A 21,776-nucleotide genomic window follows, 5' to 3' on the forward strand; every position below is an offset into this window, starting at 1 on the left:
CGTTTCCACGACCCCGACTTCCCCCGACGGCGAGGAGCAGACCGTGCGTGACCTTCCTCCGGACGCGAGGTCCGCGTCCGATGTTCCAGGGAGGGCCCAGGGCGCGCGTGACGCCCGTGCCGACGCCTCGGAGGTGACCGACATCATGCCCGCCGCGGCGCCGTCCGGCGGCCGCAGGGGACGGTCCGCGCAGAGCATGGCGTCCCCGGGACGCGAGTACGCCCCGCCACGCCGCACGGCGTCATCCTCACCCGAGCCGGTTCCCGCGCGCGAGTCGTCCTCCGCGCGCGAGTCGTCCCTCTCGGGGGAGTCGTTCTCCGCGCGCGAAGGGGTGCCCGGGCGCGGCATGGCGTCGCCGGGGCGCGCGGTGGCGTCGCCCGGGCGGCGGGGACGGGAGATGGCCGCCGCCGACGGCGCGGACGACGGCATGACGGGGCCCGACCTGCCGTTCGGCGCACCGGGCAAGCCGCTCACCCGGGGCCCGTTCCTGTGGGGCCTGACGGCGGCGCTGGGCGTGCTCACGGCCTGGGGGCTGGCGCAGGCGCTGGTCAGCTCGCGCAGCGTGATCGTGCTGATCGTGGTGGCGGCGTTCCTGGCGGTGGGGCTGAACCCCGTCGTGGAGGCGCTGCAACGGCGCGGCATGCACCGGCGCTGGGCCATCTCGCTGGTGTTCCTCGGCGTGATCGTGATGTTCGCGCTCTTCGGCCTGGCGATCGTCCCGCCGGTCAGCCAGGAGACCAGCGACTTCGTCGGCGCCGTGCCCGGGTACGTGCAGGGCCTGCTGGCCAACCCGACGATCAAGCAGCTCGACGCCGACTACCAGATCCTCGCCAACCTGCAGGGCTACATCACCAGCGGAGGTCTCGGCGCGACCGTGGCCGGCGGCATCCTGGGCGCGGGTGCGGTCGTGCTGGACGCGTTCTTCTCCGGCTTCACCCTGCTGGTGCTGACGCTCTACTTCCTCGGGTCGCTGCCGACGATCAAGGAGTACCTGCTCCTGCTGGTGCCTTCCAGCCGCCGCCCCCGCACGCGGGCCATCGGCGATGAGATCCTCGACGGCATCGGCGGGTACGTCGCGGGCAACGTGCTGATCTCGGTGATCGCGGGCGGGCTGTCGTGGCTGTTCCTGACGGTCGCCGGGGCCAAGTACGCGCTGGCGCTCGCGCTGGTCGTCGCCGTGACCGACCTGATCCCGCTGGTCGGCGCGACGGTGGGCGCGGTGCTGGTGTCGGCGGTCGGGTTCCTGCAGTCCGCTCCGCTGGGCATCGCCTGCGTGATCTTCTTCGTGGTCTACCAGCAGGTCGAGAACTACGTCATCTACCCGCGCGTGATGAGCCGCTCGGTCGACGTGGCGCCGGCGGTGTCGGTGATCGCCGCCCTGTTCGGCGGCGCGCTGCTCGGCGCGGTGGGCGCCCTGCTGGCGATCCCGGTGGCGGCCGCGGTGGCCCTGATCATCAGGGAGGTCGTCCTCCCCCGCCAGGCCCGGTTGTAGCGGCCGCCCCTGGACGGCTCAGGCGGTGGTGAGCCCGCCGTCGACGAAGAGCGCCTGCCCGGTCATGTAGGAGGAGGCGGGCGCGGCGAGGAACAGAGCAGGCCCGGCCATCTCCTCCGGCGTGCCCCAGCGGGCCATGGGGACGTTCGCCACCATGGCCCGCCCGGCGTTCTCGTCCTCGCGGAGGCTGCGGTTGAGGTCGGTGGCCGTCCAGCCCGGGCACAGGGCGTTGACCCGCACCCCGCTGCCGGCCCATTCCAGCGCCAGGGTCCTGGTGAGCCCCACCAGTCCGGCCTTGGCGGCGGCGTACGGGGCCATGAACGGGGCGCCCTGGGCGGCGATGGACGCCACGTTGATCACAGAGCCGCTCCCGCGCTCCAGCAGGTGCGGCGCGACGGCGTGGCACACCGCCATCGCCGAGTCCAGGTTGAGCTTCATGATCTTGTCCCAGCCGGACAGCCGCAGGTCCTTGAACGGGACGATGAAGTTGGAGCCGCCGGCGTTGTTCACCACGATGTCCAGGTGGCCGAACGCCTGGAGCGCCTGCCGCACGGCCGCCGCGGCGGCGTCCCGGTCGGACAGGTCGGCCGGGATGACGTGCGCCGACCGTCCCAGCGCCTCGACCTCCTTGGCGACCTGGGCCAGGGGCTCGGGCGAGCGCGCGACCAGGACCAGGTCGGCGCCCGCCTCGGCGTAGGCCAGGGCGATCGCCCTGCCGATGCCCCGCGACGCCCCGGTCACGAACGCCTTCCGTCCTGATAGATCGAACGCCCGCACGACCGCCTCCTCCGCTTGAACCGAGCAAGATTCTATGGGGCGAGCGCGCCCGGCGTCACGCCTCGGTCGGCAGCGGGAAGGCCGAGGGATTGACCCGCTTGACGATCTCGTCCAGCACGGTGCGCACGTACGGCTCGCCGACCCAGAGGTGCTTGGCCCCCTCCACGCCGACCACCTCGGCCTGCGGGACGGCCGCGAAGCGCCGGCGGGCCTCCTCCGGGCGCAGGTAGTCGTCGAACTCCGGCACCAGCGCCACCAGGGGACGACCGAACTCCGCCCACGCCGCGAGGTCGGCGTCGCCCGCCCGCTTGAGCGGCGGCGACAACAGGATCGCGCCCTGGACCAGCGGGTCGTGGCCCCACTTGAGCGCCAGTTCGGTGCCGAACGACCAGCCGAGCAGCCAGGGAGCGGGCAGGTCGTGGAACTCGGCGTACTCCAGCGCGGCGGCCACGTCGTAACGCTCGCCCTCGCCCTCGTCGAACGCGCCCTGCGACGTGCCGCGCGCGGAGGAGGTCCCCCGGGTGTTGAAGCGCAGCACGGCGACCCCGGCCAGTGCGGGCAGCCGGTAGGAGGCCTTGCGCAGCACGTGGCTGTCCATCATGCCCTCGGCCGTCGGAAGCGGGTGCAGGCAGATGAGCGTGGCCGCGGGACGCCCCTCGGGGGGCAGCGCCAGCTCTCCCACCAGGGTCAGGCCGTCGGCCGTGTGCAGCTCGATGTCCTCCCGCACGGCGGGCAGCACCGTCGACGAGCGGATCTCCAATGCGTACTCCTCAGGTAACGGTCGGGAGGCCGACCGGGCGGGCGACGGGCGATGCATCTCCGTCAGGGCAGTGACGGGCGGGACATGTCGGGCGGGGCGTGACGGACAGGGCGTCTCAGGCGGCGCGGGAGCCGGGAAGACGGGGCGGGCTCAGTAGCGGGAGCGGCCGGGGCCGCGGTCCACCCGCTTGCGCCAGCAGGCGGTGTGCCAGTGGCGGCGCTCCCCCTCTCCGCCGCTCCAGTTGGGCCAGCTCACCACGTGGGGCAGCCCCGCGCGGATCTCCTGGTCGCACCCCGGGCAGCGGTACATCTTGTCAGAGCCCGCGCCGGAGACGTTGCGGACCTTCCACTCCCCGTCAGGTCCCTCCTCCACCCGCTCCATGCCCCGCAGGACTCCGTCGAGCGGACGTGGCGCGACCGAGCCCCGACCCTCGTCTCTCGGGTCGGGACGGCGGGCGCGGCGGGGGCTCATATCGGCACGAACGTCGATGTGGCGGGTGTTCTTCCGTCACCGGCCCCGGATGCTCGTCACACCGGCGGTCACCAGGCGGTCGAGCAAGGGCGTGGGCGCGAAGAACGGCTCGCGGTACTCGGCGTACAGCGCCCGCAGGCCGTCGCGTACCGTGCCGAGGCCGATGGCGTCGAGGGTCTCGAACGGCCCGGCCGGGTAGCCGCAGCCCAGGCGCATGGCGGTGTCGATGTCCTCGATGGAGGCGTAGCCGGAGTCGTACATCCGGACGGCGTCGTTGAGGTAGGGGTAGAGCAGCGCGTCCACCACGAACCCGGCGCGGTCGGCGCACGGCACCGGGGTGCGCCCGAGCGCCTCCACCAGGGCGGCGACGGCGCGCGCCGTCTCGGGGGCGGTGATCGCCGTCGAGACCACCTCGGCCACCCGGTCGCCCACCAGGTGAAGCCCCGCCAGGCGCTCGGGACGCGGCAGCCGCGCGGCGTGCTCGACGACCGGGGTGCCGGACAGCGCGATCACCACGTCGGCCTTCTCCGCCTCGGCGTGCTCGACGCCCGCGGCCGCGAGCCGGGCGGCCAGATCTCCGGCGCCGTCGCCGAGCACGTGGACCGACCCGACCGCCGGCCCTGCCGGCCCTGCCGGCGCGGAGGCGGGAGGCCGGGCGGCGCCGGCGTGGTCGTGGAAGCCCCGGCCGCTCTTGCGCCCGAGCAACCCGGCGGTCACCAGCTCCCTGAGCAGAGGGGCGGGGGCGTGCACCCGGTCGCGGGTCTCCTGGAACAGCACCTCGCAGATCTCGTGGGAGACGTCCAGGCCGATCAGGTCGAGCAGCGTGAACGGGCCCATCGGCAGGCCGGCTCCGGTCTTCATGGCCGTGTCGATGTCGTCCTTGGCCGCCACTCCGCGCTCCAGCAGCGTGACGGCGTGGTTGAGATAGCCGAGCAGCAGCCGGTTGACCACGAACCCGGCCCGGTCGCCCACGGTGACCGGCGTCTTGCCGACGCGCCGCGCGAGCTCCGCGACGTCCGCGGTCAGCCCGTCCTCGGTGACCACCGTGCCGACGACCTCGACCAGCCGCATGACCGGGGCCGGGTTGAAGAAATGCATGCCGACGACCTGGCCCGGCCGGGAGGTGAACGCGGCGATCGCGGTGACCGACAGCGAGGAGGTGTTGGTGGCCAGGACGGCGCCGGGCCGGCAGACGCGGTCGAGGTCCGCGAACAGGGCGCGCTTGTAGTCCATCACCTCGGGGATGGCCTCGACGACCAGGTCGGCGTCGCGCAGGTCCGCCAGGGCGCCGGTGAAGCCGACCCTGGCGAGGATGTCGTCGCGCTCCCCGGGGGTCATCCTGCCGCGGGCGACGGCCCGCTCGGTGGACCGCCGGAGGTTGTCCCGGCCGCGCTCGAGCGCCGCGGCGTCCACCTCCACGCCGATCACGCTCAGCCCGGCCCGGGCGAAGACCTCGGCGATGCCCGCGCCCATGGTGCCGAGACCGACGACGCCGACGGTGTGGAACGTGCGTGCCATCCTGCCCTCCTGCCGTCCCTGTTCTGGCCGCAAGTCTCCCAGAGGCGTCCCCTCGCCCGTCCGACGGCCCCGAGAACGCGCCCCCCACGGCGGGACGGGCGGTAGGGTTGGCCGTCATGCGGCTGGTCATCGCGCGTTGCAGCGTGGATTACGTGGGACGGCTCACGGCGCACCTCCCGATGGCGCCCCGGCTCATCCTGCTGAAGGCGGACGGTTCGGTGTCGATCCATGCCGACGACCGGGCGTTCAAGCCGCTCAACTGGATGAACCCCCCGTGCAAGCTGCGCGAGGAGGAGGGGCTGTGGACGGTCACCCACGGTAAGACCGGCGAGCAGCTCGTCCTGACGATCGAGGAGATCCTGCACGACTCCTCGCACGAGCTGGGCGTCGATCCCGGCCTGCGGAAGGACGGCGTCGAGGCTCACCTGCAGGAGCTGCTGGCCGACAACATCGCCACGCTCGGCTCCGGCTGGACGCTGATCCGCCGGGAGTACCCGACGGCCATCGGGCCGGTGGACATCCTGTGCCGCGACCATCTGGGCGGCACCGTCGCCGTCGAGATCAAGCGGCGCGGCGAGATCGACGGCGTCGAGCAGCTCACCCGCTATCTGGAGCTGCTCAACCGCGACACCCTGCTGGCGCCGGTGAAGGGCATCTTCGCCGCCCAGGAGATCAGGCCGCAGGCCAGGGTGCTGGCCGTCGACCGCGGCATCGACTGCGTCACTCTCGACTACGACGCCCTGCGCGGCATCGAGCGCACCGACACCCTTTTCTGACCCGCGCCGTTCGTCACCGCCGGTCGCGTCCGGGCGGAGCCCTGCCCAGTTCCGGTTACGCACGACCGGACGGAACTCAACCCCAAATCTGTACATATATCGCGAAACCCGTCATTCACCCAGAACGCCGCCATTTATCGGGACAGTTCATAGAAGGAATGGCGCAGAACCACAGTCACCTCCTCCACATCCCGCCCGGCCTTGCCAGAGGTCCGCACCGTAAGGCTGTTCACCTTCACAGAACCGGACACCACACCCCACGCCGCCCCTGTGGCCATACGTTCCGCTATCGATGCATTACTCGGTGAATTACCTGTGACCCAGATGCAACGGAAGCACCCCTTGAGAGCGTCTAGATCATGCGAGTGAGGGCAGGTAAGGGCCGCGCTAACGCAATCCTTACCTGCCACGGGGTAGTTCATTATTCTCACCCGCGGTCACGGATGCTTCCCGGCCGAGATGGCACATGGGATACGAGGGGCATGTCCATGACCGCACGATTTGAGGGGTCTTCGGGGTGTTGACGAGGGGACGCAAGGCCGTCGCACGTGGGGCGGTGAAGCTGCTCGACCTGGTGAACGCGCGGCGGGCGCGGAAGGCTCCGCCACGGAGCACTCGATCGGTGCACATCCTGCTTTTACACGCCTACGGGATGGGCGGCACGATCCGCACCGTGCTCAACCTGGCCGCCTACCTGGCGCGCGAGCACGACGTGGAGATCGTCAGCCTGACCCGCACCAACGAGGAGCCGTTCTTCCCGATGCCGCCCGGTGTGCGGCTGCGCTTCCTGGACGACCGCATCGCCCCCCGAGGACGGCTCGCCGAGTTCCTCGCCCGGCGTCCGAGCAGGTTGGTCCCCGATGAGGAGAAGGCCTACCTCAACATGAGCCTTCTGACCGATCTGCGGCTGGCCCGCTACCTGCGCTCGCTGCGGGGCGGGGTGGTCATCGGGACGCGGCCGGCCTTCAACCTGGCCATGAGCCTGTTCGCGCCGCCGGAGGTGCTCACCATCGGCCAGGAACACGTCACCCTGGAGTCGCACGGCCCGCAGCTCCAGACCCAGATCAAGAGGCGCTACGGCAGGCTCGACGCCTTCACCACGCTCACCAGGGCCGATCTGAAGGAGTACACCAGGTTACTGAAGGGGAACCCGCCCGGGCGTCTGCTGCGCATCCCCAACGCCATCCCCGACCTGGCCGGCGAGGTGTCCTCCCTGGAGGAGAAGGTGGTCGTCGGCATCGGCCGCATCGTGTGGGCCAAGGGCTTCGACCGCCTGGTCAACGCCTGGAAGAGCGTCGCCGAGACCCACCCCGACTGGGTGCTGCGCATCTACGGCGGCGGCACCCCCGAACGCGAGGAGAAGCTGCGCGACCGCATCGACGCGGCGGGGCTGTCGGACAAGGTCGTCCTCATGGGCAGCACCCCCGAGATCGGCGTCGAGCTGTCCAAGGCGTCGATCTACGCCGTCAGCTCCCGCTACGAGGGCTTCGGCATGACCATCCTGGAAGCGATGAGCAAGGGCGTGCCGGTGGTCAGCTTCAACTGCCCGCACGGCCCTAAGGAGATCATCACCGACGGCCACGACGGGCTTCTCGTCCGGTCCAAGAAGGCCGCCGCGCTGGCGGCCGGCATCTGCCGCCTGATCGAGGACGAGGAACTGCGGCGCGAGATGGGCGCCAACGCGCTGAAGACCGCCGCGTCCTACGACATGGAGGTGATCGGCGCCCAGTGGACGGCCCTGCTGGCCGAGCTGGACGAGCGCCGGCCGCAGCCCGAGTGCTCGCTCGGCACGCCGGTCTGACCCCGCCCTGACGCCCCGGAACCGGCCCCGCGGGCGCCGGCCCCGCAGGCGCCGGCGTCGCGCGGCGGTGTCCACCGAACGGAGGACACGGGGTCGGTTGTCCGGTGGTGCCGCGCGAGGTTCGGGCGGGCGATGCTCGAGGGCATGACGCAGACAGCTGTGAGGGTCCGCGGGCTGACCAAGCGCTACGGCGAGGTCCGGGCGGTGGACGGCATCGACCTGGACATCGCCGCGGGAGAGGTGTTCGCCATCCTCGGCCCGAACGGCGCGGGCAAGTCCACCACGGTCGAGATCCTGGAGGGGTACCGCAAACGGGACGCGGGCGAGGTCACCGTGCTCGGCGCCGACCCCGGCCATCCCACCCGGCAGTGGCGGAGCCGGGTCGGCATCGTCCTGCAGACCTCCAACGACACCGCCGAGCTGACGGTGCGCGAGACCGTCCGCCACTTCGCCGGCTACTACCCCGGCGCCCGGGACCCCGACGAGGTGATCGCCCGGGTCGGGCTGGCGGAGCAGGCCGGCAAGCGCATCAGGCAGCTCTCCGGCGGCCAGCGGCGCCGCGTCGACGTGGCGCTCGGCGTCGTCGGCCGCCCGGAGGTGCTGTTCCTCGACGAGCCGACGACCGGCTTCGACCCCGAGGCGCGGCGCACGTTCTGGGAGCTGATCGAGGACCTGGCCCGCGACGGCACGACGATCGTGCTGACCACCCACTATCTGGACGAGGCCGAGGCGCTGGCCGACCGGGTGGCGGTGATCGCCAGGGGCCGCATCGTGGCGCAGGACCGCCCCTCCACCCTCGGCGGCCGGGCCGCCGCCCGCGCGACGGTGGGCTGGCTGGAGGACGGCGAGCGCCGGCACCTCGAGACCGGCACGCCGACCGCGACCATCCTGGAGCTCACCGGCCGGTTCGGCGGCGAGGTCCCCGAGCTGACCGTGACCCGGCCCTCCCTGGAGGACGTCTACATGAACCTCATCGCGGAGACGGCCCGATGACCGGCGCCGTCACCGCCCCCACCGCCGCCGCTCCCCCGGCCGCACCGCCCCGCCTGCCCTCGGCGCTCGCGCTCGGCTGGTCCAGGGCCGGCGTGGAGACCCGGATGTTCTTCCGCGAGAGGGACGCCGTCGTCTTCACCTTCGCCTTCCCGATCGTGCTGCTGGCGATCTTCGGCTCCATCTTCTCCGACCGGCTCGGGGGCACCTCCATCACCGCCTCCCAGCTCTACACCGCGGGGCTCATCGGCGCGGGGGTCATGGCCGCGAGCTTCCAGAACCTCGGCATCGGCATCGCCGTCGACCGCGACGACGGCACGCTGAAGCGCCTGTCCGGCACTCCCATCCCGCAAAGCGCCTACTTCGTCGGCAAGATCCTGCAGGTGCTCCTGGTGGCCTTCCTTGAGGTCGCGATCCTGCTGGCCATCGGCGTGGCCGCCTACGACGTGCGCCTGCCCTCCGACCCGGTTCGCTGGGCGACCTTCGCCTGGGTCTTCGTGCTCGGCATCACCGCCTCCTCGCTGCTCGGCATCGCGGTCAGCGGCCTGCCGCGCTCGGCCCGCAGCGCCTCGGCGGTGATCAGCCTGCCGTTCGTGGTGCTGCAGTTCATCTCGGGGGTCTACATCCCCTTCACGCAGTTGCCGCAGTGGCTGGTCGGAATCTCCTCCTTCTTTCCGCTGAAATGGATGTGCCAGGGCTTCAGATCGGTCTTCCTGGGCGATCCGGGGGCCGTCCTGGAGATCACGGGCACCTACGAACTGGACCGCGTGGCCATGGTCCTGGCAGCGTGGGTCGTCGGAGGTCTTGCCCTGTGCCTGATGACGTTCCGCTGGAAGAGCCGCCGCGACGGATGACGCGACGGACGCTCACCGGCCCTCTCCCCACCCGCCCGGGCGGCCCGCCCCCTGACCGCCTCACGATGCCGCTCCCCGGCGGCCCCGTGGACACATCCCCCGGCGGCCGCGCGGTCACGGCCCCGGGCGGGCCGGCGGTCACGGCCGGCCCAAGACCCGGCGCGTCGGGCGGCGCGAACGGGCCGGTGGCCAACGCCTGGCAGATCCTGCGCGGGTGGGAGGCGCTCTACCTGCTCGCGTTCGTGGTGACCCTCGCGCTGGTGATCATGGACAGGCGCGCGGGGGACGCCGCCAAAGCCGTGGCCATCGGCTCCCTGTGCGCGTGCGCCGTCGCCTACGTGCTCGTCGGGCGGCGCGCGCTCAAGGCCCAGCGTCACTACGGCCGTTTCGGGTTGCTCTACGCCGGCTTCGCGATCGTGACGTTCGTCCCCGCCACGGTGATCGCCCCACCGTCGACGTTCGCCCTGTTCGCCCTGTGCCCGCAGATGTTCATGGCGCTGCCCGTGCGGTGGGCGGTCACCACCGTGCTGTTGCTGAACACGGCTCCGGCGATCCGCTTCGTCATGACGCCCGGCGTCCGCATGGACGACCTGGTCGGCTTCGTGGCCTCCGGTGTGGTGGCGGCGGTCTTCTCGATCATCGCCGGGCGGTGGATCACCCGCATCGTCAACCAGAGCGCCGACCGGGCCGAGCTGATCGAGGAACTGTCGGCCAGCCGGGCCGAGGTGGAGCGGCTCTCGCGCGAGCGCGGCGCCCTGGCCGAGCGCGAACGGCTGGCCGGGGACATCCACGACACCCTCGCCCAGGGCTTCACCAGCATCATCATGCTGCTCCAGGCGGCGGAGGCGCAGCCCGACCCCTCCCGGCACCTGACGCTGGCCATGCGCACCGCGCAGGAGGGCCTGGACGAGGCGCGAGGGCTGATCACCGTCCTGCGGCCGCCTCCGCTGGACGGGTCGAGCCTGGAGGAGGCTCTGGGCCGCATCGCCTCGCGCGTCGGCGAAGAGCTCGGCATCCCGCTGTCCTTCGGCGTCGAGGGCCGTTCACGGGCGCTGCCGCCCGGCGCGGAGGTCGTGCTGATCCGCGCGGCGCAGGAGGGGCTGGCCAACGTGCGCAAGCACGCCGGGGCCGCGTCGGCCGCGCTCGGCCTGACCTACCTCGACCAGGAGGTGGTCCTGCGCGTGAGCGACGACGGGGCGGGGTTCGACGGCCTGTCCCCCTCCGCCGGGTTCGGCCTGCGCGCCATGCGGGGCCGCGTCGAGCAGGCGGGCGGCACCGTGGACCTGGACACCGCTCCCGGGCGCGGCACCACGCTCACCGTCCGGCTCCCCCAGAAGGGCGGCATCGAATGATACGCGTGCTGATCGTCGACGACCACCCTGTGGTCCGTGAGGGCCTGCGGGGCATGCTGGAGGCCGATCCCGGCATCGAGGTGGCGGGAGAGGCCGGCTCGGGTCGCGAGGCGGTGGTGTGCGCCCGTGAGCTGTCCCCGGACGTGATCCTCATGGACCTGCGCATGCCGGGCGGCGACGGCGCCGGTGCCATCCCGGCGATCCTGGCCGCCCGCCCGGAGACCCGGGTGATCGTCCTGACGACCTACGAGACCGACCAGGACATCGTGCGCGCGGTCGAGGCCGGCGCGGCGGGCTACCTGCTGAAGGACACCTCGCGCGCCGACCTGGTCGCGGCCGTCTTCGGCGCGGCCCGGGGCGAGACCGTGCTGTCGCCGGCCGTGGCGACCAGGCTGGTGACCCGCATGCGGGCGCCGGCCGCCGAGTCGCTGTCGCCCAGGGAGACCGAGGTGCTGGCCTTGGTGGCGCGCGGCCTCACCAACGCCGAGGTGGGCAGGGCGCTGTTCATCAGCGAGACGACGGTGAAGACGCACCTGCTGCGCATCTTCGGCAAGCTGGGCGTCTCCGACCGCACCGCCGCCGTCACCACCGCGCTCACCCGCGGCCTCCTCTAGCCCCGCGCCGGCCCCTCGGGGCACAGGCCGCGAAGCCGACCGGGCACGGGTGCGACACGGACGCGAAGCCGACCCAGGCGCCGGCGCAGAGCCGGCCTGGCACAGGAGCGACACGGACGCGGAACAATGTTCGGGGCAGATGGTATCCGGTGCGGCGGCGCGGCTAAGGTGACCACAGGTCCCGGGTAGGGGCCAGCGTGGTCCCGGACGGGCGCATCCGGGCGCGAGCGCGGCCGTGAGGCCCGAGGAGGAGACGCCATGACAACCGCCACCGAGCAGGCCGCCTTCGACTCACTGAACCCCGCTACGGGCGCCGTCGTCGGCACCCACCCGCGCCACGACGCCGAGGCCGTCCACGCGGCCGTGGAGCGCGCGGGACAGGCGGCCCGCTGGTGGGCGGGGCTGGGCTTCGAGGCGCGCAGGCGCCGGCTGCTCGACTACAAGGCGGTGCTCGTCGCCAACCTCGGCCGCATCGCCGACCTCGTCCACCAGGAGACCGGCAAGCCGATCGGCGACGCCACGCTGGAGACGGTGCTGACGATCACCCACCTCGACTGGGCGGCGCGCAACGCCCGCAAGGTCCTCGGCCGGCGCCGCGTCTCGCCGGGCCTGCTCGGCGCCAACCTCGCCGCTACCCTGGAGTACCTGCCTCTCGGCGTGGTCGGGGTGATAGGGCCGTGGAACTACCCCGTCTTCACCCCGATGGGGTCGATCTCCTACGCCCTCGCCGCGGGGAACGCCGTGGTGTTCAAGCCCAGCGAGCTCACCCCCGGCGTCGGCGTGCTGCTGGCGGAGCTGTTCCGCCAGAGCGTGCCCGAGCACGAGGTGTTCCAGGTGGTCACCGGGCTCGGCGACACCGGGGCGGCGCTGGCCGCCGACCCCGGCGTCCGCAAGATCGCCTTCACCGGCTCGACGGCCACCGCCAAGCGGGTCATGGCCGCCTGCGCGGCCAACCTCACGCCCATGGTGGCCGAGTGCGGCGGCAAGGACGCGCTCATCGTGGACGCGGACGCCGATGTCGCCGCCGCGGCCGACGCCGCGCTGTGGGGGGCGATGTCCAACGCCGGGCAGACCTGTGTGGGCGTCGAGCGCGTGTACGTGGTCGAGGGGGTCTACGACGCCTTCATGCGCGAGCTCACCGAGCGGGCGCGGGCGGTGCGCACCGGTGAGGACTACGGGCCGATCACGATGCCCGCCCAGACCGAGGTGATCCGGCGGCACGTCGACGACGCCCTCGCCAAGGGCGGCACGGCCGTCGTCGGCGGCGCCGAGTCCGTACGGCCCCCTTACGTCGATCCCGTGGTGCTGACGGACGTGCCGGAGGACTCCAGCGCGGTGCGCGAGGAGACGTTCGGGCCGACGGTCACCGTGCGCAAGGTCGCGAGCGCCGAGGAGGCGATGCGCAGGACCAACGCGGTCTCCTACGGCCTGGGAGGCACGGTCTTCTCGGGCAACGCGCGGCGGGCCATGGAGCTGGCGCGGGCGATGCTCAGCGGGATGACGGCCATCAACTCGGTCATCTCTTTCGCGGGTGTGCCGTCGCTGCCCTTCGGCGGCGTGGGCGACTCGGGGTTCGGGCGCATCCACGGCGCGGACGGGCTGCGCGAGTTCGCCCGGCCGAAGGCCATCGCCCGCCAGCGGTTCCCGTTGCCCGGGATGACCATCACCTCCTTCCGCCGGACCCCCGCGGAGATGGACCGCCTTGTGAAGCTGATCACATTCCTGCATGGTCGACGCAAGAGGTAGTTGTCCTGATACTTCCAGAAAAACGATCTTGCGTCCATAATGATGGGTTCCTACGGGGCCAGCAGGACGCGAGGTGAGCAGTGGCGACCGGACGCGACTACCGCGGAATGACAGCGGAGCAGCGATTAGCCGACCGCAGGGAACGGCTGCTGACCGCCGCCTACACGCTGTTCGCCGGCGCGGGCTTCACCGCGACCACGATCGAGCGGCTGTGCGCCTCGGCGCGCATCTCCAACCGTGCTTTCTATGAATGTTTCACGGGTCGCGAAGATCTTATGCGCGCCGTGTACGACCGTTGCGTCGAGGAGACCATCCTCGCGGTCTCCAAGGCCATCGGCGAGGCGCCGCCCGACCCCGACAGCCGGATCTGCGCGGGCATCAGGGAGTACATCACCTTCGTCACCCGGGACCTGCGCCGCGCCCGCATCATGCACCTTGAGGTGCGGCGGGCGGGCGACATCCTCACCGCCCACCGGCAGCGCGCGGTCAAGGGCTTCACCGAGATCATCGAACAGAGCCTGGGAGACCTGCCGGACGGCCTGCCGGACCTGACCCACCTGCTCGCCCTCGGGGTGGTGGGCGCGCTGCAGGAGCTGCTGATCGAGTGGGTGCTGGCCGAGGAACGCCCGCCCCTGGACCACCTCATCGAGACGGCCGTCCACATCTTCCGCCGCTCCTTCGGCACCTGAGCGCCCGGCGAACGCCCGAGCCGTACCCGCCCGGCGCCCCCGACCCGCGCTCCTGGACCGTGCTCCCGGGCCCTGCTCCCGGGCCCTGCTCCCGGGCCCGCGCGCCCCCGGCGCGCGGCGGACGCGTGACTAGGCCACCGCGGCCACGGGCAGCTCGACCCGCAGCACCCGGTGCAACCGGGTGATGGCGAGCACCCGCATGACCCGCGGCGGCACTCCCCGCAGGACGAGGCGGCGACCCGCGCGTAGCGCACGGCGATGCGTGCCGACGAGAACCCCCAGGCCGGCCGAGTCGATCATCTCCAGGCCGGAGAGATCGACGAACATGTCACCCTCGCCGCTCTCGACCGCCTCGTGCAGGCGCGGCCGCAGCTCCGCGACGGTACCCACATCGAGCCGGGACCCGACGTGGACCTCCTGGCAACCCGGACCCATCCGGCCTCGCATGCCGCCTCCTCATGTCCGGCGACCTGTCGAGGCCGCATCGTCTCCCTGCCCGCTTCGGCGTGCCTCATGCCTCGCTCCTGGTGAAACCGCACGTCGCGGGCGTCCGGCCGAGCACCGCCGCACGCGCGCGGCCCGCGCGGGCAGGCGGATCGGGCACCCGGATTACGCTGGGCGGCATGACGCGAGCTGACAACGACAAGCCGGTCGTCCTCTCCAAGATCTATACGCGCACGGGAGACGACGGCAGCACGAACCTCGGCGACATGAGCCGCACGCACAAGACCGACCCCCGGCTCGCCGCCTACGCCGACGTCGAGGAGGCCAACGCCGCGATCGGCGTCGCCATGGCCATGGGAAACCTGCCCGCTGAGGTCGCCGAGGTGCTGTCCCGCGTGCAGAACGAGCTGTTCGACGTCGGAGCGGACCTGTGCACGCCGGTCACGCCCGACCCGGAGTTCCCGCCGCTGCGCGTCGAGCCGTCGTACGTGGAGTGGCTGGAAGCCCAGTGCGACCGGTTCAACGAGCGGCTGAAGCCCCTGCGCAGCTTCATCCTTCCCGGCGGCACCCCCGGCACGGCGCTCATGCACGTCGCCCGCACCGTCGTCCGGCGGGCCGAGCGCACGGCCTGGGCGGCCCTCGCGGCCCACGACGACGTCAACCCGCTGACCGCGACCTACCTCAACCGCCTGAGCGACCTGATGTTCATCCTGTGCCGCATCACCGCGGACGGCACCGAACTCCTCTGGAAACCCGGCGCCACCCGCTGACCCCAACCCCCGTCAAGAAGAACCACAGCCGGATCCCCCGAGCCCGTCGCACGATTCCAACGGATCGGCCAAGGAACCCGCTCGGGGCGCGGCGGTGTTCTGAGGAGGAGAGAGCGAGTGCGAGGAACGAGCGCTCGTGAACGACGACGAAGGACGCCGCCTCAAAGGCGCCCCGAGCTCGCCGAGCGGAGCGGGGCGAATATCACGCCGCGTCGAGGTGGGCGCTGGGTGGGGCGGACTCGACCCAGGCGAGGAAGCCGGTGAGGGCGTCCTCGCTCATCGCGAGGGACACGCCCGCGCAGTCGACGGTCCAGTAGCCGGCGGGGCCCTCGTCGCCGGCGAGGGGGCGGCGGGTGGAAACGGTGAGGCCGCGCCTCGCGATAGCGTGGCGCGGCCTCAGTCGCAGTCCCAGGAAAGGGATCCAATGGAGCTCTCCGCCCGCGTAGCGGGCCACTCCGCTCCTCCATGCGCGGTCTTTGGTCCGCAGACTACATACGACGTTCCCGCGGGATCGTGCCAGCAGCACCCCGCGCAGAACGATCAGGGCGGCGATGACCACAACGCTCACCAGTATGTCAAGCGCCGCCATTGCCGCCCCCACGTTCATGTCGGTGTATTTATCAGACCTCTTCGCCGGCCGCACGCAGCCGGGCCCGAGCACGTTTGGCCTCGATCTGGGCCTCGGCGTCCTCGTTGTCGGCCTCGACGGAGGCGAGCGCCCGCTGGAGCGCGTCGCGCGCCGACGCGACGTCCACCTCGGAGCCGAGCTCGGCCGTCTCGGCCAGCACCGACACGTCGTTGTTGGCCACCGAGATGAAACCGCCGTGCACGGCGGCGATGACGTCGTCACCGTCGCCGCGCCGGATGCGCAGGACGCCGCCCTCGACGAGGACACCGAGCACGGGCGCGTGATTCGGCATAATACCGATCTCGCCGTCCACGGTCTTGGCAATCACCATGTCGGCCTCGCCGGACCAGATCTCACGTTCCGGCGACACCACTCCGATGCGGAGCTTTGCCATCACACACCTTCCTCGAATGCCGGTACGGCGCGACCGTACCGGCATTCCGTCGTCAGCGGGCCAGTTCCTTGGCCTTGGCGATGGCCTGGTCGATGCCGCCGACCATGAAGAACGCCTGCTCGGGCAGGTGGTCGTACTCGCCCTCGCACAGACCCTTGAAGGAGTGGATGGTCTCCTCGACCGGCACGAACTCTCCCGGCTGGCCGGTGAACGCCTCGGCGGCGTACATCGGGTGGGACAGGAAGCGCTCGATGCGGCGGGCCCGCTGCACGGTGACGCGGTCCTCTTCGGAGAGCTCGTCGATGCCCAGGATGGCGATGATGTCCTGCAGTTCCTTGTACTTCTGCAGGATGCGCTTGGTCTCCTGGGCGACCCGGTAGTGCTCCTCGCCGACGACCTGCGGGTCGAGGATGCGGGAGCTGGAGTCGAGCGGGTCCACCGCGGGGTAGATGCCCTTTTCCGAGATCGGCCGGGACAGAACGGTCTGCGCGTCGAGGTGCGCGAACGCGTTGTGCGGGGCCGGGTCGGTGATGTCGTCCGCGGGGACGTAGATCGCCTGCATGGAGGTGATCGAGTGACCGCGGGTGGAGGTGATGCGCTCCTGGAGGACGCCCATCTCGTCGGCCAGCGTCGGCTGGTAACCCACGGCGGAGGGCATGCGCCCGAGCAGCGTCGACACCTCGGAACCGGCCTGGGTGAACCGGAAGATGTTGTCGATGAACAGCAGCACGTCCTGCTTCTGGACGTCGCGGAAGTACTCGGCCATGGTGAGGGCCGACAGGGCGACGCGCAGGCGGGTGCCCGGCGGCTCGTCCATCTGGCCGAACACCAGGGCGGTGTCCTTCAGGACGTCCGCCTCGTCCATCTCCAGCCACAGGTCGTTGCCCTCGCGGGTGCGCTCGCCGACGCCGGCGAACACCGACGTGCCGGAGAACTTCAGCGCGACGCGGCGGATCATCTCCTGGATGAGGACGGTCTTGCCGACGCCGGCGCCGCCGAACAGGCCGATCTTGCCACCCTTGACGTACGGGGTGAGCAGGTCGATGACCTTGATGCCGGTGGGCAGCATCTCGGTGCGCGACTCCAGGGTGTCGAACGCCGGCGACTTCCGGTGGATGCCCCAGCGCTCGTTGACCTGCAGCGACGCCTTGTCGGTGTCCAGCGGCTCGCCGAGGGCGTTCCACACGTGGCCCTTGACGACGTCGCCGACCGGCACCGAGATGGGGCCGCCGCTGTCGGTGACGGCGGCGCCCCGCACCAGGCCGTCGGTGGGCTGCATGGAGATGGCGCGGACCAGGTTGTCACCCAGGTGCTGGGCGACCTCCATGGTCAGCGTCTTACTCTCGCCGCCGAGGGCCACCTCGACGGTAAGGGCGTTGTAGATGTCCGGCATGGCCTCGACGGGGAACTCCACGTCGACGACGGGACCCGTGACGCGGGCCACACGACCTACGGCGGTCGCGACGGTCTCAACAGTCATTGTGGTTTCTCACTCTTTCCCCGCAGAGGCGTCGGCGAGCGCGTTCGCTCCACCGACGATCTCGCTGATTTCCTGGGTGATCTCGGCCTGACGAGCCTGGTTCATCTGCTGGGTGAACGCGCGGATGAGCTCGTTGGCGTTGTCGGTCGCCGACTTCATCGCCCGGCGACGCGAGGCGTGCTCCGAAGCGGCCGACTGCAGCAGCGCGTTGAAGATGCGCGACTCGATGTAGCGGGGAAGGAGCTGGTTGAGCACCTCGCCCGCGGTCGGCTCGAACTCGTAGTACGGCAGCGGGCCCTCGGCCGGCTCTTCGGTGGTCTCCTCCACCTCGAGCGGCAGGATGCGCTTGACCTGCACCTCTTGCGTCAGCATCGAGACGAACCCGGTGTAGACGACGTGGATCTCGTCGATGCCGTTCTCGTCCTCGAAGGCCGAGACCAGCGCGCCGGCGATCTCCTTGGCGTGGGCGTAGGCGGGGCTGTCGGAGAAGCCCGACCATTCTCCGCTCATCTCCCGGCTGCGGAAGCGGTGCCAGGTGATGCCCTTGCGCCCGACGACGAACGGCTTGATCTCGATGCCGCGGCCGCGCAGGTGACCGGCCAGCGCCTCGGCCTCGCGCAGGATGTTGGCGTTGAAGCCTCCGGCGAAGCCGCGGTCGCTGGTGACGATCAGCACGCCCGCCGTGGACGGCCGCTCCTTGGCGACCGTCAGCGGGTGGTCGATGTCGGCGCTGTTGCTCAGGACGGCCGACACCGCGCGAGTGATCTCGCGCTCGTACGGGACGGCCGCCTCCATGCGCTGCTGCGCCTTGATGATGCGGGACGAGGCGATGAGCTCCTGGGCGCGCGTGATCTTCGCCGTGGACCTGACCGACCGGATCCGCCGCCGCAGCAGTCTTAGCTGGGCACCCATGGGCTACTTCTTCTCGGTCGGGCGGACGTGCTTCACGATCTTCTCCTGGCCGACCTCGTCCGCGCTCAGGGCCTCGACGGGCTCGTCCTGCACCAGCATCTCACCGGAGGAGGTCTGGAAGCCCTTCTTGAACTCGGTGATCGCGTCCTTGAGGGTGGTGACGGTGTCGTCGCCGAGCTCCCTGGTCTCCCGGATGGCGTCCAGGACGCCCTTGTAGGAGGTGGAGAGGGTCTCCAGGAACTCGGTCTCGAAGCGCCGGATGTCCTCGAGCGGGACGTCGTCCAGCTCGCCGCTGGTGCCGGCCCAGACCGAGACGACCTCCTTCTCCACCGGGAACGGCGTGTACTGGGGCTGCTTGAGCAGCTCGACCAGACGGGCGCCGCGCTCGAGCTGGGCGCGGGAGGCCGCGTCCAGGTCGGAGGCGAAGGCCGCGAAGGCCTCCAGGTCGCGGTACTGCGACAGCGACAGGCGCAGCGTGCCGGCGACCTTGCGCATCGCCTTGATCTGCGCCGAGCCGCCGACTCGGGACACCGAGACACCGACGTTGATCGCCGGGCGGACGCCCGAGTTGAACAGGTCGGTCTCCAGGAAGCACTGACCGTCGGTGATGGAGATCACGTTGGTCGGGATGAACGCCGAGACGTCGTTGCCCTTGGTCTCGATGATCGGCAGACCGGTCATCGAACCCGCGCCGAGGTCGTCCGACAGCTTGGCGCAGCGCTCCAGCAGACGGGAGTGCAAGTAGAAGACGTCGCCGGGGAACGCCTCGCGGCCCGGCGGACGGCGCAGCAGCAGGGACACGGCGCGGTAGGCGTCGGCCTGCTTGGTCAGGTCGTCGAACACGATGAGCACGTGCTTGCCCTGGTACATCCAGTGCTGGCCGATGGCCGAACCGGTGTAGGGCGCCAGGTACTTGAAGCCGGCCGGGTCGGAGGCCGGGGCGGCGACGATGGTGGTGTACTCCATCGCGCCCGCCTCCTCCAGGCGTGCCCGGACCTGCGCGATCGTCGAGCCCTTCTGGCCGATCGCGACGTAGACGCAGCGGACCTGCTTGGTCGGGTCGCCGGTGGCCCAGTTCTCGCGCTGGTTGAGGATGGTGTCCACGGCGATCGCGGTCTTGCCCGTGCCGCGGTCACCGATGATCAGCTGGCGCTGGCCGCGGCCGATCGGCGTCATGGCGTCGATCGCCTTGAGGCCGGTCTGCAGCGGCTCCTTCACCGGCTGCCGCTGGACGACGGAGGGGGCCTGCAGCTCGAGCGGACGACGCCGCTCGGCCTCGATGGCGCCCTTGCCGTCGAGCGGGTTGCCCAGCGGGTCGACCACGCGGCCGAGGAAGCCGTCGCCGACCGGCACGGACAGGACCTCGCCCGTCCGGCGGACCGACTGGCCCTCCTCGACGCCGCTGAACTCGCCCAGGATGACCGCGCCGATCTCGCGGACATCCAGGTTCAGCGCCAGACCGCGCGTACCGTCCTCGAACTCCAGCAGCTCGTTCGCCATCGCGGAAGGAAGGCCGGAGATGTGGGCGATGCCGTCGCCGGCGTCGACGACGGTCCCGATCTCCTCGCGCGCGGCGCCTTCCGGCTCGTACGCCTGAACGAAGCGCTCAAGCGCGTCCCGGATCTCGTCCGGCCGGATCGTCAGCTCCGACATCTCTTTTCAGTCTCCCTAATCATCGGCCGCCCTGACACTGCTAGCCGGCCAACCGGCGGCGGACTTCTTCAATACGTCCTGCGATCGTGGTGTCGATCAGCTCGTCACCGAGCCGGACCGAGAACCCACCGAGCACCCGCGGGTCCACCTCGGTGTTGAGGTGGACGTCCCGTCCGTAGGTGGTGCGCAACCAGGCGGTGAGGCGCTGCTTCTGCGCGTCGGTCAGCGGGACCGCGCTGCGCACCACGGCGACAAGTTGCTGCCGCTGCTCCGCCACGAGCTGGCCGTACTCCTCCAGCCCACGTTCCAAACTACGTCCTCGCGGGTGCAGCACGAGCTGCGTGACCAGGCGCAGGGACGTCGGCGCCACCCTGTCGCGCAGCAGGTCGGCGACCAGCCCCCGCTTGGCGTCCGCCGGGACGGCGGGGTCGACCAGCGCCATGCGCAGCGCGGGGTTGGCCTCGACGATGCGGCCGAAGCGGAACAACTCGTCTTCGACGTCGTCGAGCCTGCTCGCCGACTCGGCCTCGGCGGCCGAGGCGATGACGCTGAGCCGCTCCAGGGCGTCCGACAGGTCGGGCGACCTGGACCACCGCGCCGAGACGGCCGCGATGACGGTCTCCAGCGCGGCTTCGGCGATCTTGCCGCCGAGCAGGCCGCGGACGACCTCGGCCTTGCGCTCCACCGGGCGGGCCGGGTCGGCGAGGTTGCGCCGCAGCCCGTGCTCGTTGTCGAGCAGGACGGCGACCGCGCCGAGATCCTGCGCCAGCCGACCGAGGTCTGCCGAGGCCGCGACCGCGTTGAAGCGCTCTTCGACCTCGGCGAACGAACTACGGCTCAGGCCCCTCATCAGCGCACCGCCGCCTCGCCGGCGGACTCCAGCTCATCGAGGAAGCGGTCCACGACGCCGCTCTGCCGGGCCTGGTTCTCCAGCGACTCGCCGACGATGCGGCTCGCCAGCTCGATGGACAGGCGGCCGAGCTCGGCGCGCAGCTGGGTGAAGGCCTGCTGGCGGTCGGCCTCGATCTGGGCGTGCGCCGCCTCGATGAGACGGCGCGCCTCGGCCTGGGCCTCCTCGCGCAGCTCGGCCTTGATCTGCGCGGCCTGCTCGCGGGCCTCCTCGCGCATGCGGGCGGCCTCGTGACGGGCCTCGGCCAGCTTGGCCCGGTAGTCCTCCAGCGTCTGCTGGGCTTCGGCCTGGGCCTCCTCGGCCTTCTTGAGGCCGCCTTCGATGGCCTCGGTCCGCATCTCCAGGGTCTTCTGGATGCGGGGCACAAGGAGGCGGCCGATGAAGAACAGAACGACCAGGAACGACACCCCGCCGATGACCATTTCGGCCAGGTCAGGCAGGAGTGGGTTGGTCGCTTCCTCTGCCGCTAGCGCGTACATGAATGCCGCCTTCCTTCAGAGCCGGTCGTCTGTCAGGCCCGGAAGGCGAACGCGAGCGCAATACCGATCAGCGCGAGCGCCTCGGCGAAAACGAAGCCCAGGATCATGTTCTGACGGATCAAGCCGTAGGCCTCCGGCTGGCGGGCGATGGCCTGCACGCCCTGGCCGAAGATGATGCCGATGCCGATGCCGGGGCCGATCGCCGCCAGGCCGTAACCGATGGAACCGAGGTTGCCGGTCACTTCGGCGAGAACAGCAGCAGACAT

23 protein-coding genes are annotated in these 21,776 nt (G+C 71.3%); 10 read left to right on the top strand and 13 right to left on the bottom strand.

All coding sequences use genetic code 11. From position 1 onward, the window contains the following. Nucleotides 1-43 precede the first annotated feature (43 nt). Complete coding sequence (locus tag ACWEN6_RS16065) at nt 44-1,492, top strand: AI-2E family transporter (protein ID WP_452570872.1); 1,449 nt, start codon at nt 44-46, stop codon at nt 1,490-1,492. Between the two features lie 18 nt (nt 1,493-1,510). Here the strand turns inward: ACWEN6_RS16065 and ACWEN6_RS16070 are convergent, their stop codons facing one another. The 4 genes from ACWEN6_RS16070 to ACWEN6_RS16085 all read right to left on the bottom strand — a co-directional run bounded on the left by ACWEN6_RS16070 (nt 1,511) and on the right by ACWEN6_RS16085 (nt 5,018). Next, entirely contained in the window at nt 1,511-2,269 is a 759-nt protein-coding gene (locus ACWEN6_RS16070) for an SDR family NAD(P)-dependent oxidoreductase (RefSeq protein WP_354916543.1), read from the bottom strand. A gap of 55 nt (nt 2,270-2,324) precedes the next feature. Continuing rightward, nucleotides 2,325-3,029, bottom strand: a complete 705-nt coding sequence (locus ACWEN6_RS16075) for an alpha/beta hydrolase (protein ID WP_452570873.1) — start codon at nt 3,027-3,029, stop codon at nt 2,325-2,327. Nucleotides 3,030-3,179: 150 nt separating this feature from the next. Then, the gene (locus ACWEN6_RS16080; protein ID WP_452570874.1) at nt 3,180-3,410 is read right to left on the bottom strand and encodes an ATP/GTP-binding protein; all 231 of its coding nucleotides are present in this window, start codon (nt 3,408-3,410) and stop codon (nt 3,180-3,182) included. A 126-nt stretch (nt 3,411-3,536) separates the two neighbouring features. Next, nucleotides 3,537-5,018 (bottom strand): 3-hydroxyacyl-CoA dehydrogenase family protein, encoded by a 1,482-nt coding sequence (locus ACWEN6_RS16085; RefSeq protein ID WP_452570875.1) that lies wholly within the window; start codon nt 5,016-5,018, stop codon nt 3,537-3,539. A gap of 116 nt (nt 5,019-5,134) precedes the next feature. On the opposite strand from ACWEN6_RS16085, the gene nucS reads away from it, so the two are divergent. The 8 genes from nucS to ACWEN6_RS16125 all read left to right on the top strand — a co-directional run bounded on the left by nucS (nt 5,135) and on the right by ACWEN6_RS16125 (nt 13,840). Beyond that, nucleotides 5,135-5,794, top strand: coding sequence for an endonuclease NucS (gene nucS, locus ACWEN6_RS16090; RefSeq protein ID WP_452570876.1), 660 nt, complete (start codon nt 5,135-5,137; stop codon nt 5,792-5,794). Between the two features lie 517 nt (nt 5,795-6,311). Further along, a complete protein-coding gene (locus ACWEN6_RS16095; protein ID WP_452570877.1) occupies nt 6,312-7,595 on the top strand; it encodes a glycosyltransferase family 4 protein in 1,284 nt (427 codons plus the stop codon). A 144-nt stretch (nt 7,596-7,739) separates the two neighbouring features. Beyond that, nucleotides 7,740-8,588, top strand: coding sequence for an ABC transporter ATP-binding protein (locus ACWEN6_RS16100; protein WP_452570878.1), 849 nt, complete (start codon nt 7,740-7,742; stop codon nt 8,586-8,588). Then, nucleotides 8,585-9,439 carry an ABC transporter permease gene (locus ACWEN6_RS16105; protein WP_452570879.1) on the top strand — a complete coding sequence of 285 codons (855 nt, stop codon included), beginning with the start codon at nt 8,585-8,587 and terminating at the stop codon, nt 9,437-9,439. Before ACWEN6_RS16100 ends, ACWEN6_RS16105 begins: the two co-directional genes overlap by 4 nt. Continuing rightward, nucleotides 9,436-10,791: a sensor histidine kinase gene (locus tag ACWEN6_RS16110; protein ID WP_452570880.1), complete on the top strand. Its 1,356-nt coding sequence runs from the start codon at nt 9,436-9,438 to the stop codon at nt 10,789-10,791. Before ACWEN6_RS16105 ends, ACWEN6_RS16110 begins: the two co-directional genes overlap by 4 nt. Then, entirely contained in the window at nt 10,788-11,405 is a 618-nt protein-coding gene (locus ACWEN6_RS16115; RefSeq protein ID WP_452570881.1) for a response regulator, read from the top strand. The genes ACWEN6_RS16110 and ACWEN6_RS16115 overlap by 4 nt, the downstream gene beginning before the upstream one ends. A 258-nt stretch (nt 11,406-11,663) precedes the next feature. Continuing rightward, nucleotides 11,664-13,151 carry an aldehyde dehydrogenase family protein gene (locus ACWEN6_RS16120; RefSeq protein ID WP_452570882.1) on the top strand — a complete coding sequence of 496 codons (1,488 nt, stop codon included), beginning with the start codon at nt 11,664-11,666 and terminating at the stop codon, nt 13,149-13,151. An 80-nt stretch (nt 13,152-13,231) separates the two neighbouring features. Further along, a complete protein-coding gene (locus ACWEN6_RS16125) occupies nt 13,232-13,840 on the top strand; it encodes a TetR/AcrR family transcriptional regulator (RefSeq protein WP_452570883.1) in 609 nt (202 codons plus the stop codon). Between the two features lie 129 nt (nt 13,841-13,969). On the opposite strand, the gene ACWEN6_RS16130 is transcribed toward ACWEN6_RS16125, so the two are convergent. Continuing rightward, a complete protein-coding gene (locus ACWEN6_RS16130) occupies nt 13,970-14,287 on the bottom strand; it encodes an STAS domain-containing protein (RefSeq protein WP_354916517.1) in 318 nt (105 codons plus the stop codon). Between the two features lie 176 nt (nt 14,288-14,463). Here ACWEN6_RS16130 and ACWEN6_RS16135 point away from each other — a divergent pair, with 176 nt between their 5' ends. Next, nucleotides 14,464-15,054 (top strand): cob(I)yrinic acid a,c-diamide adenosyltransferase, encoded by a 591-nt coding sequence (locus ACWEN6_RS16135; protein ID WP_354916514.1) that lies wholly within the window; start codon nt 14,464-14,466, stop codon nt 15,052-15,054. Between the two features lie 202 nt (nt 15,055-15,256). Here the strand turns inward: ACWEN6_RS16135 and ACWEN6_RS16140 are convergent, their stop codons facing one another. Genes ACWEN6_RS16140 through atpE form a run of 8 tightly spaced genes read right to left on the bottom strand, consistent with a single transcriptional unit; the run spans nt 15,257 to nt 21,776 of the window. Next, entirely contained in the window at nt 15,257-15,622 is a 366-nt protein-coding gene (locus ACWEN6_RS16140; protein ID WP_354916511.1) for a DUF2550 domain-containing protein, read from the bottom strand. A gap of 52 nt (nt 15,623-15,674) precedes the next feature. Then, nucleotides 15,675-16,076 (bottom strand): F0F1 ATP synthase subunit epsilon, encoded by a 402-nt coding sequence (locus ACWEN6_RS16145; protein ID WP_354916508.1) that lies wholly within the window; start codon nt 16,074-16,076, stop codon nt 15,675-15,677. A 52-nt stretch (nt 16,077-16,128) separates the two neighbouring features. Further along, a complete protein-coding gene (gene atpD / locus ACWEN6_RS16150; RefSeq protein WP_452570884.1) occupies nt 16,129-17,556 on the bottom strand; it encodes a F0F1 ATP synthase subunit beta in 1,428 nt (475 codons plus the stop codon). Between the two features lie 9 nt (nt 17,557-17,565). Then, nucleotides 17,566-18,468 (bottom strand): F0F1 ATP synthase subunit gamma, encoded by a 903-nt coding sequence (locus ACWEN6_RS16155; protein WP_354841851.1) that lies wholly within the window; start codon nt 18,466-18,468, stop codon nt 17,566-17,568. Nucleotides 18,469-18,471: 3 nt separating this feature from the next. Then, complete coding sequence (gene atpA, locus ACWEN6_RS16160) at nt 18,472-20,121, bottom strand: F0F1 ATP synthase subunit alpha (RefSeq protein WP_452570885.1); 1,650 nt, start codon at nt 20,119-20,121, stop codon at nt 18,472-18,474. Between the two features lie 40 nt (nt 20,122-20,161). Next, entirely contained in the window at nt 20,162-20,971 is an 810-nt protein-coding gene (locus ACWEN6_RS16165) for a F0F1 ATP synthase subunit delta (protein ID WP_452570886.1), read from the bottom strand. Further along, nucleotides 20,971-21,510 (bottom strand): F0F1 ATP synthase subunit B, encoded by a 540-nt coding sequence (locus ACWEN6_RS16170; RefSeq protein ID WP_452570887.1) that lies wholly within the window; start codon nt 21,508-21,510, stop codon nt 20,971-20,973. Before ACWEN6_RS16170 ends, ACWEN6_RS16165 begins: the two co-directional genes overlap by 1 nt. A gap of 32 nt (nt 21,511-21,542) precedes the next feature. After that, a complete protein-coding gene (gene atpE / locus ACWEN6_RS16175) occupies nt 21,543-21,776 on the bottom strand; it encodes an ATP synthase F0 subunit C (RefSeq protein ID WP_354841841.1) in 234 nt (77 codons plus the stop codon).

The sequence above is a fragment of the Sphaerisporangium sp. NPDC004334 genome (assembly GCF_053602655.1).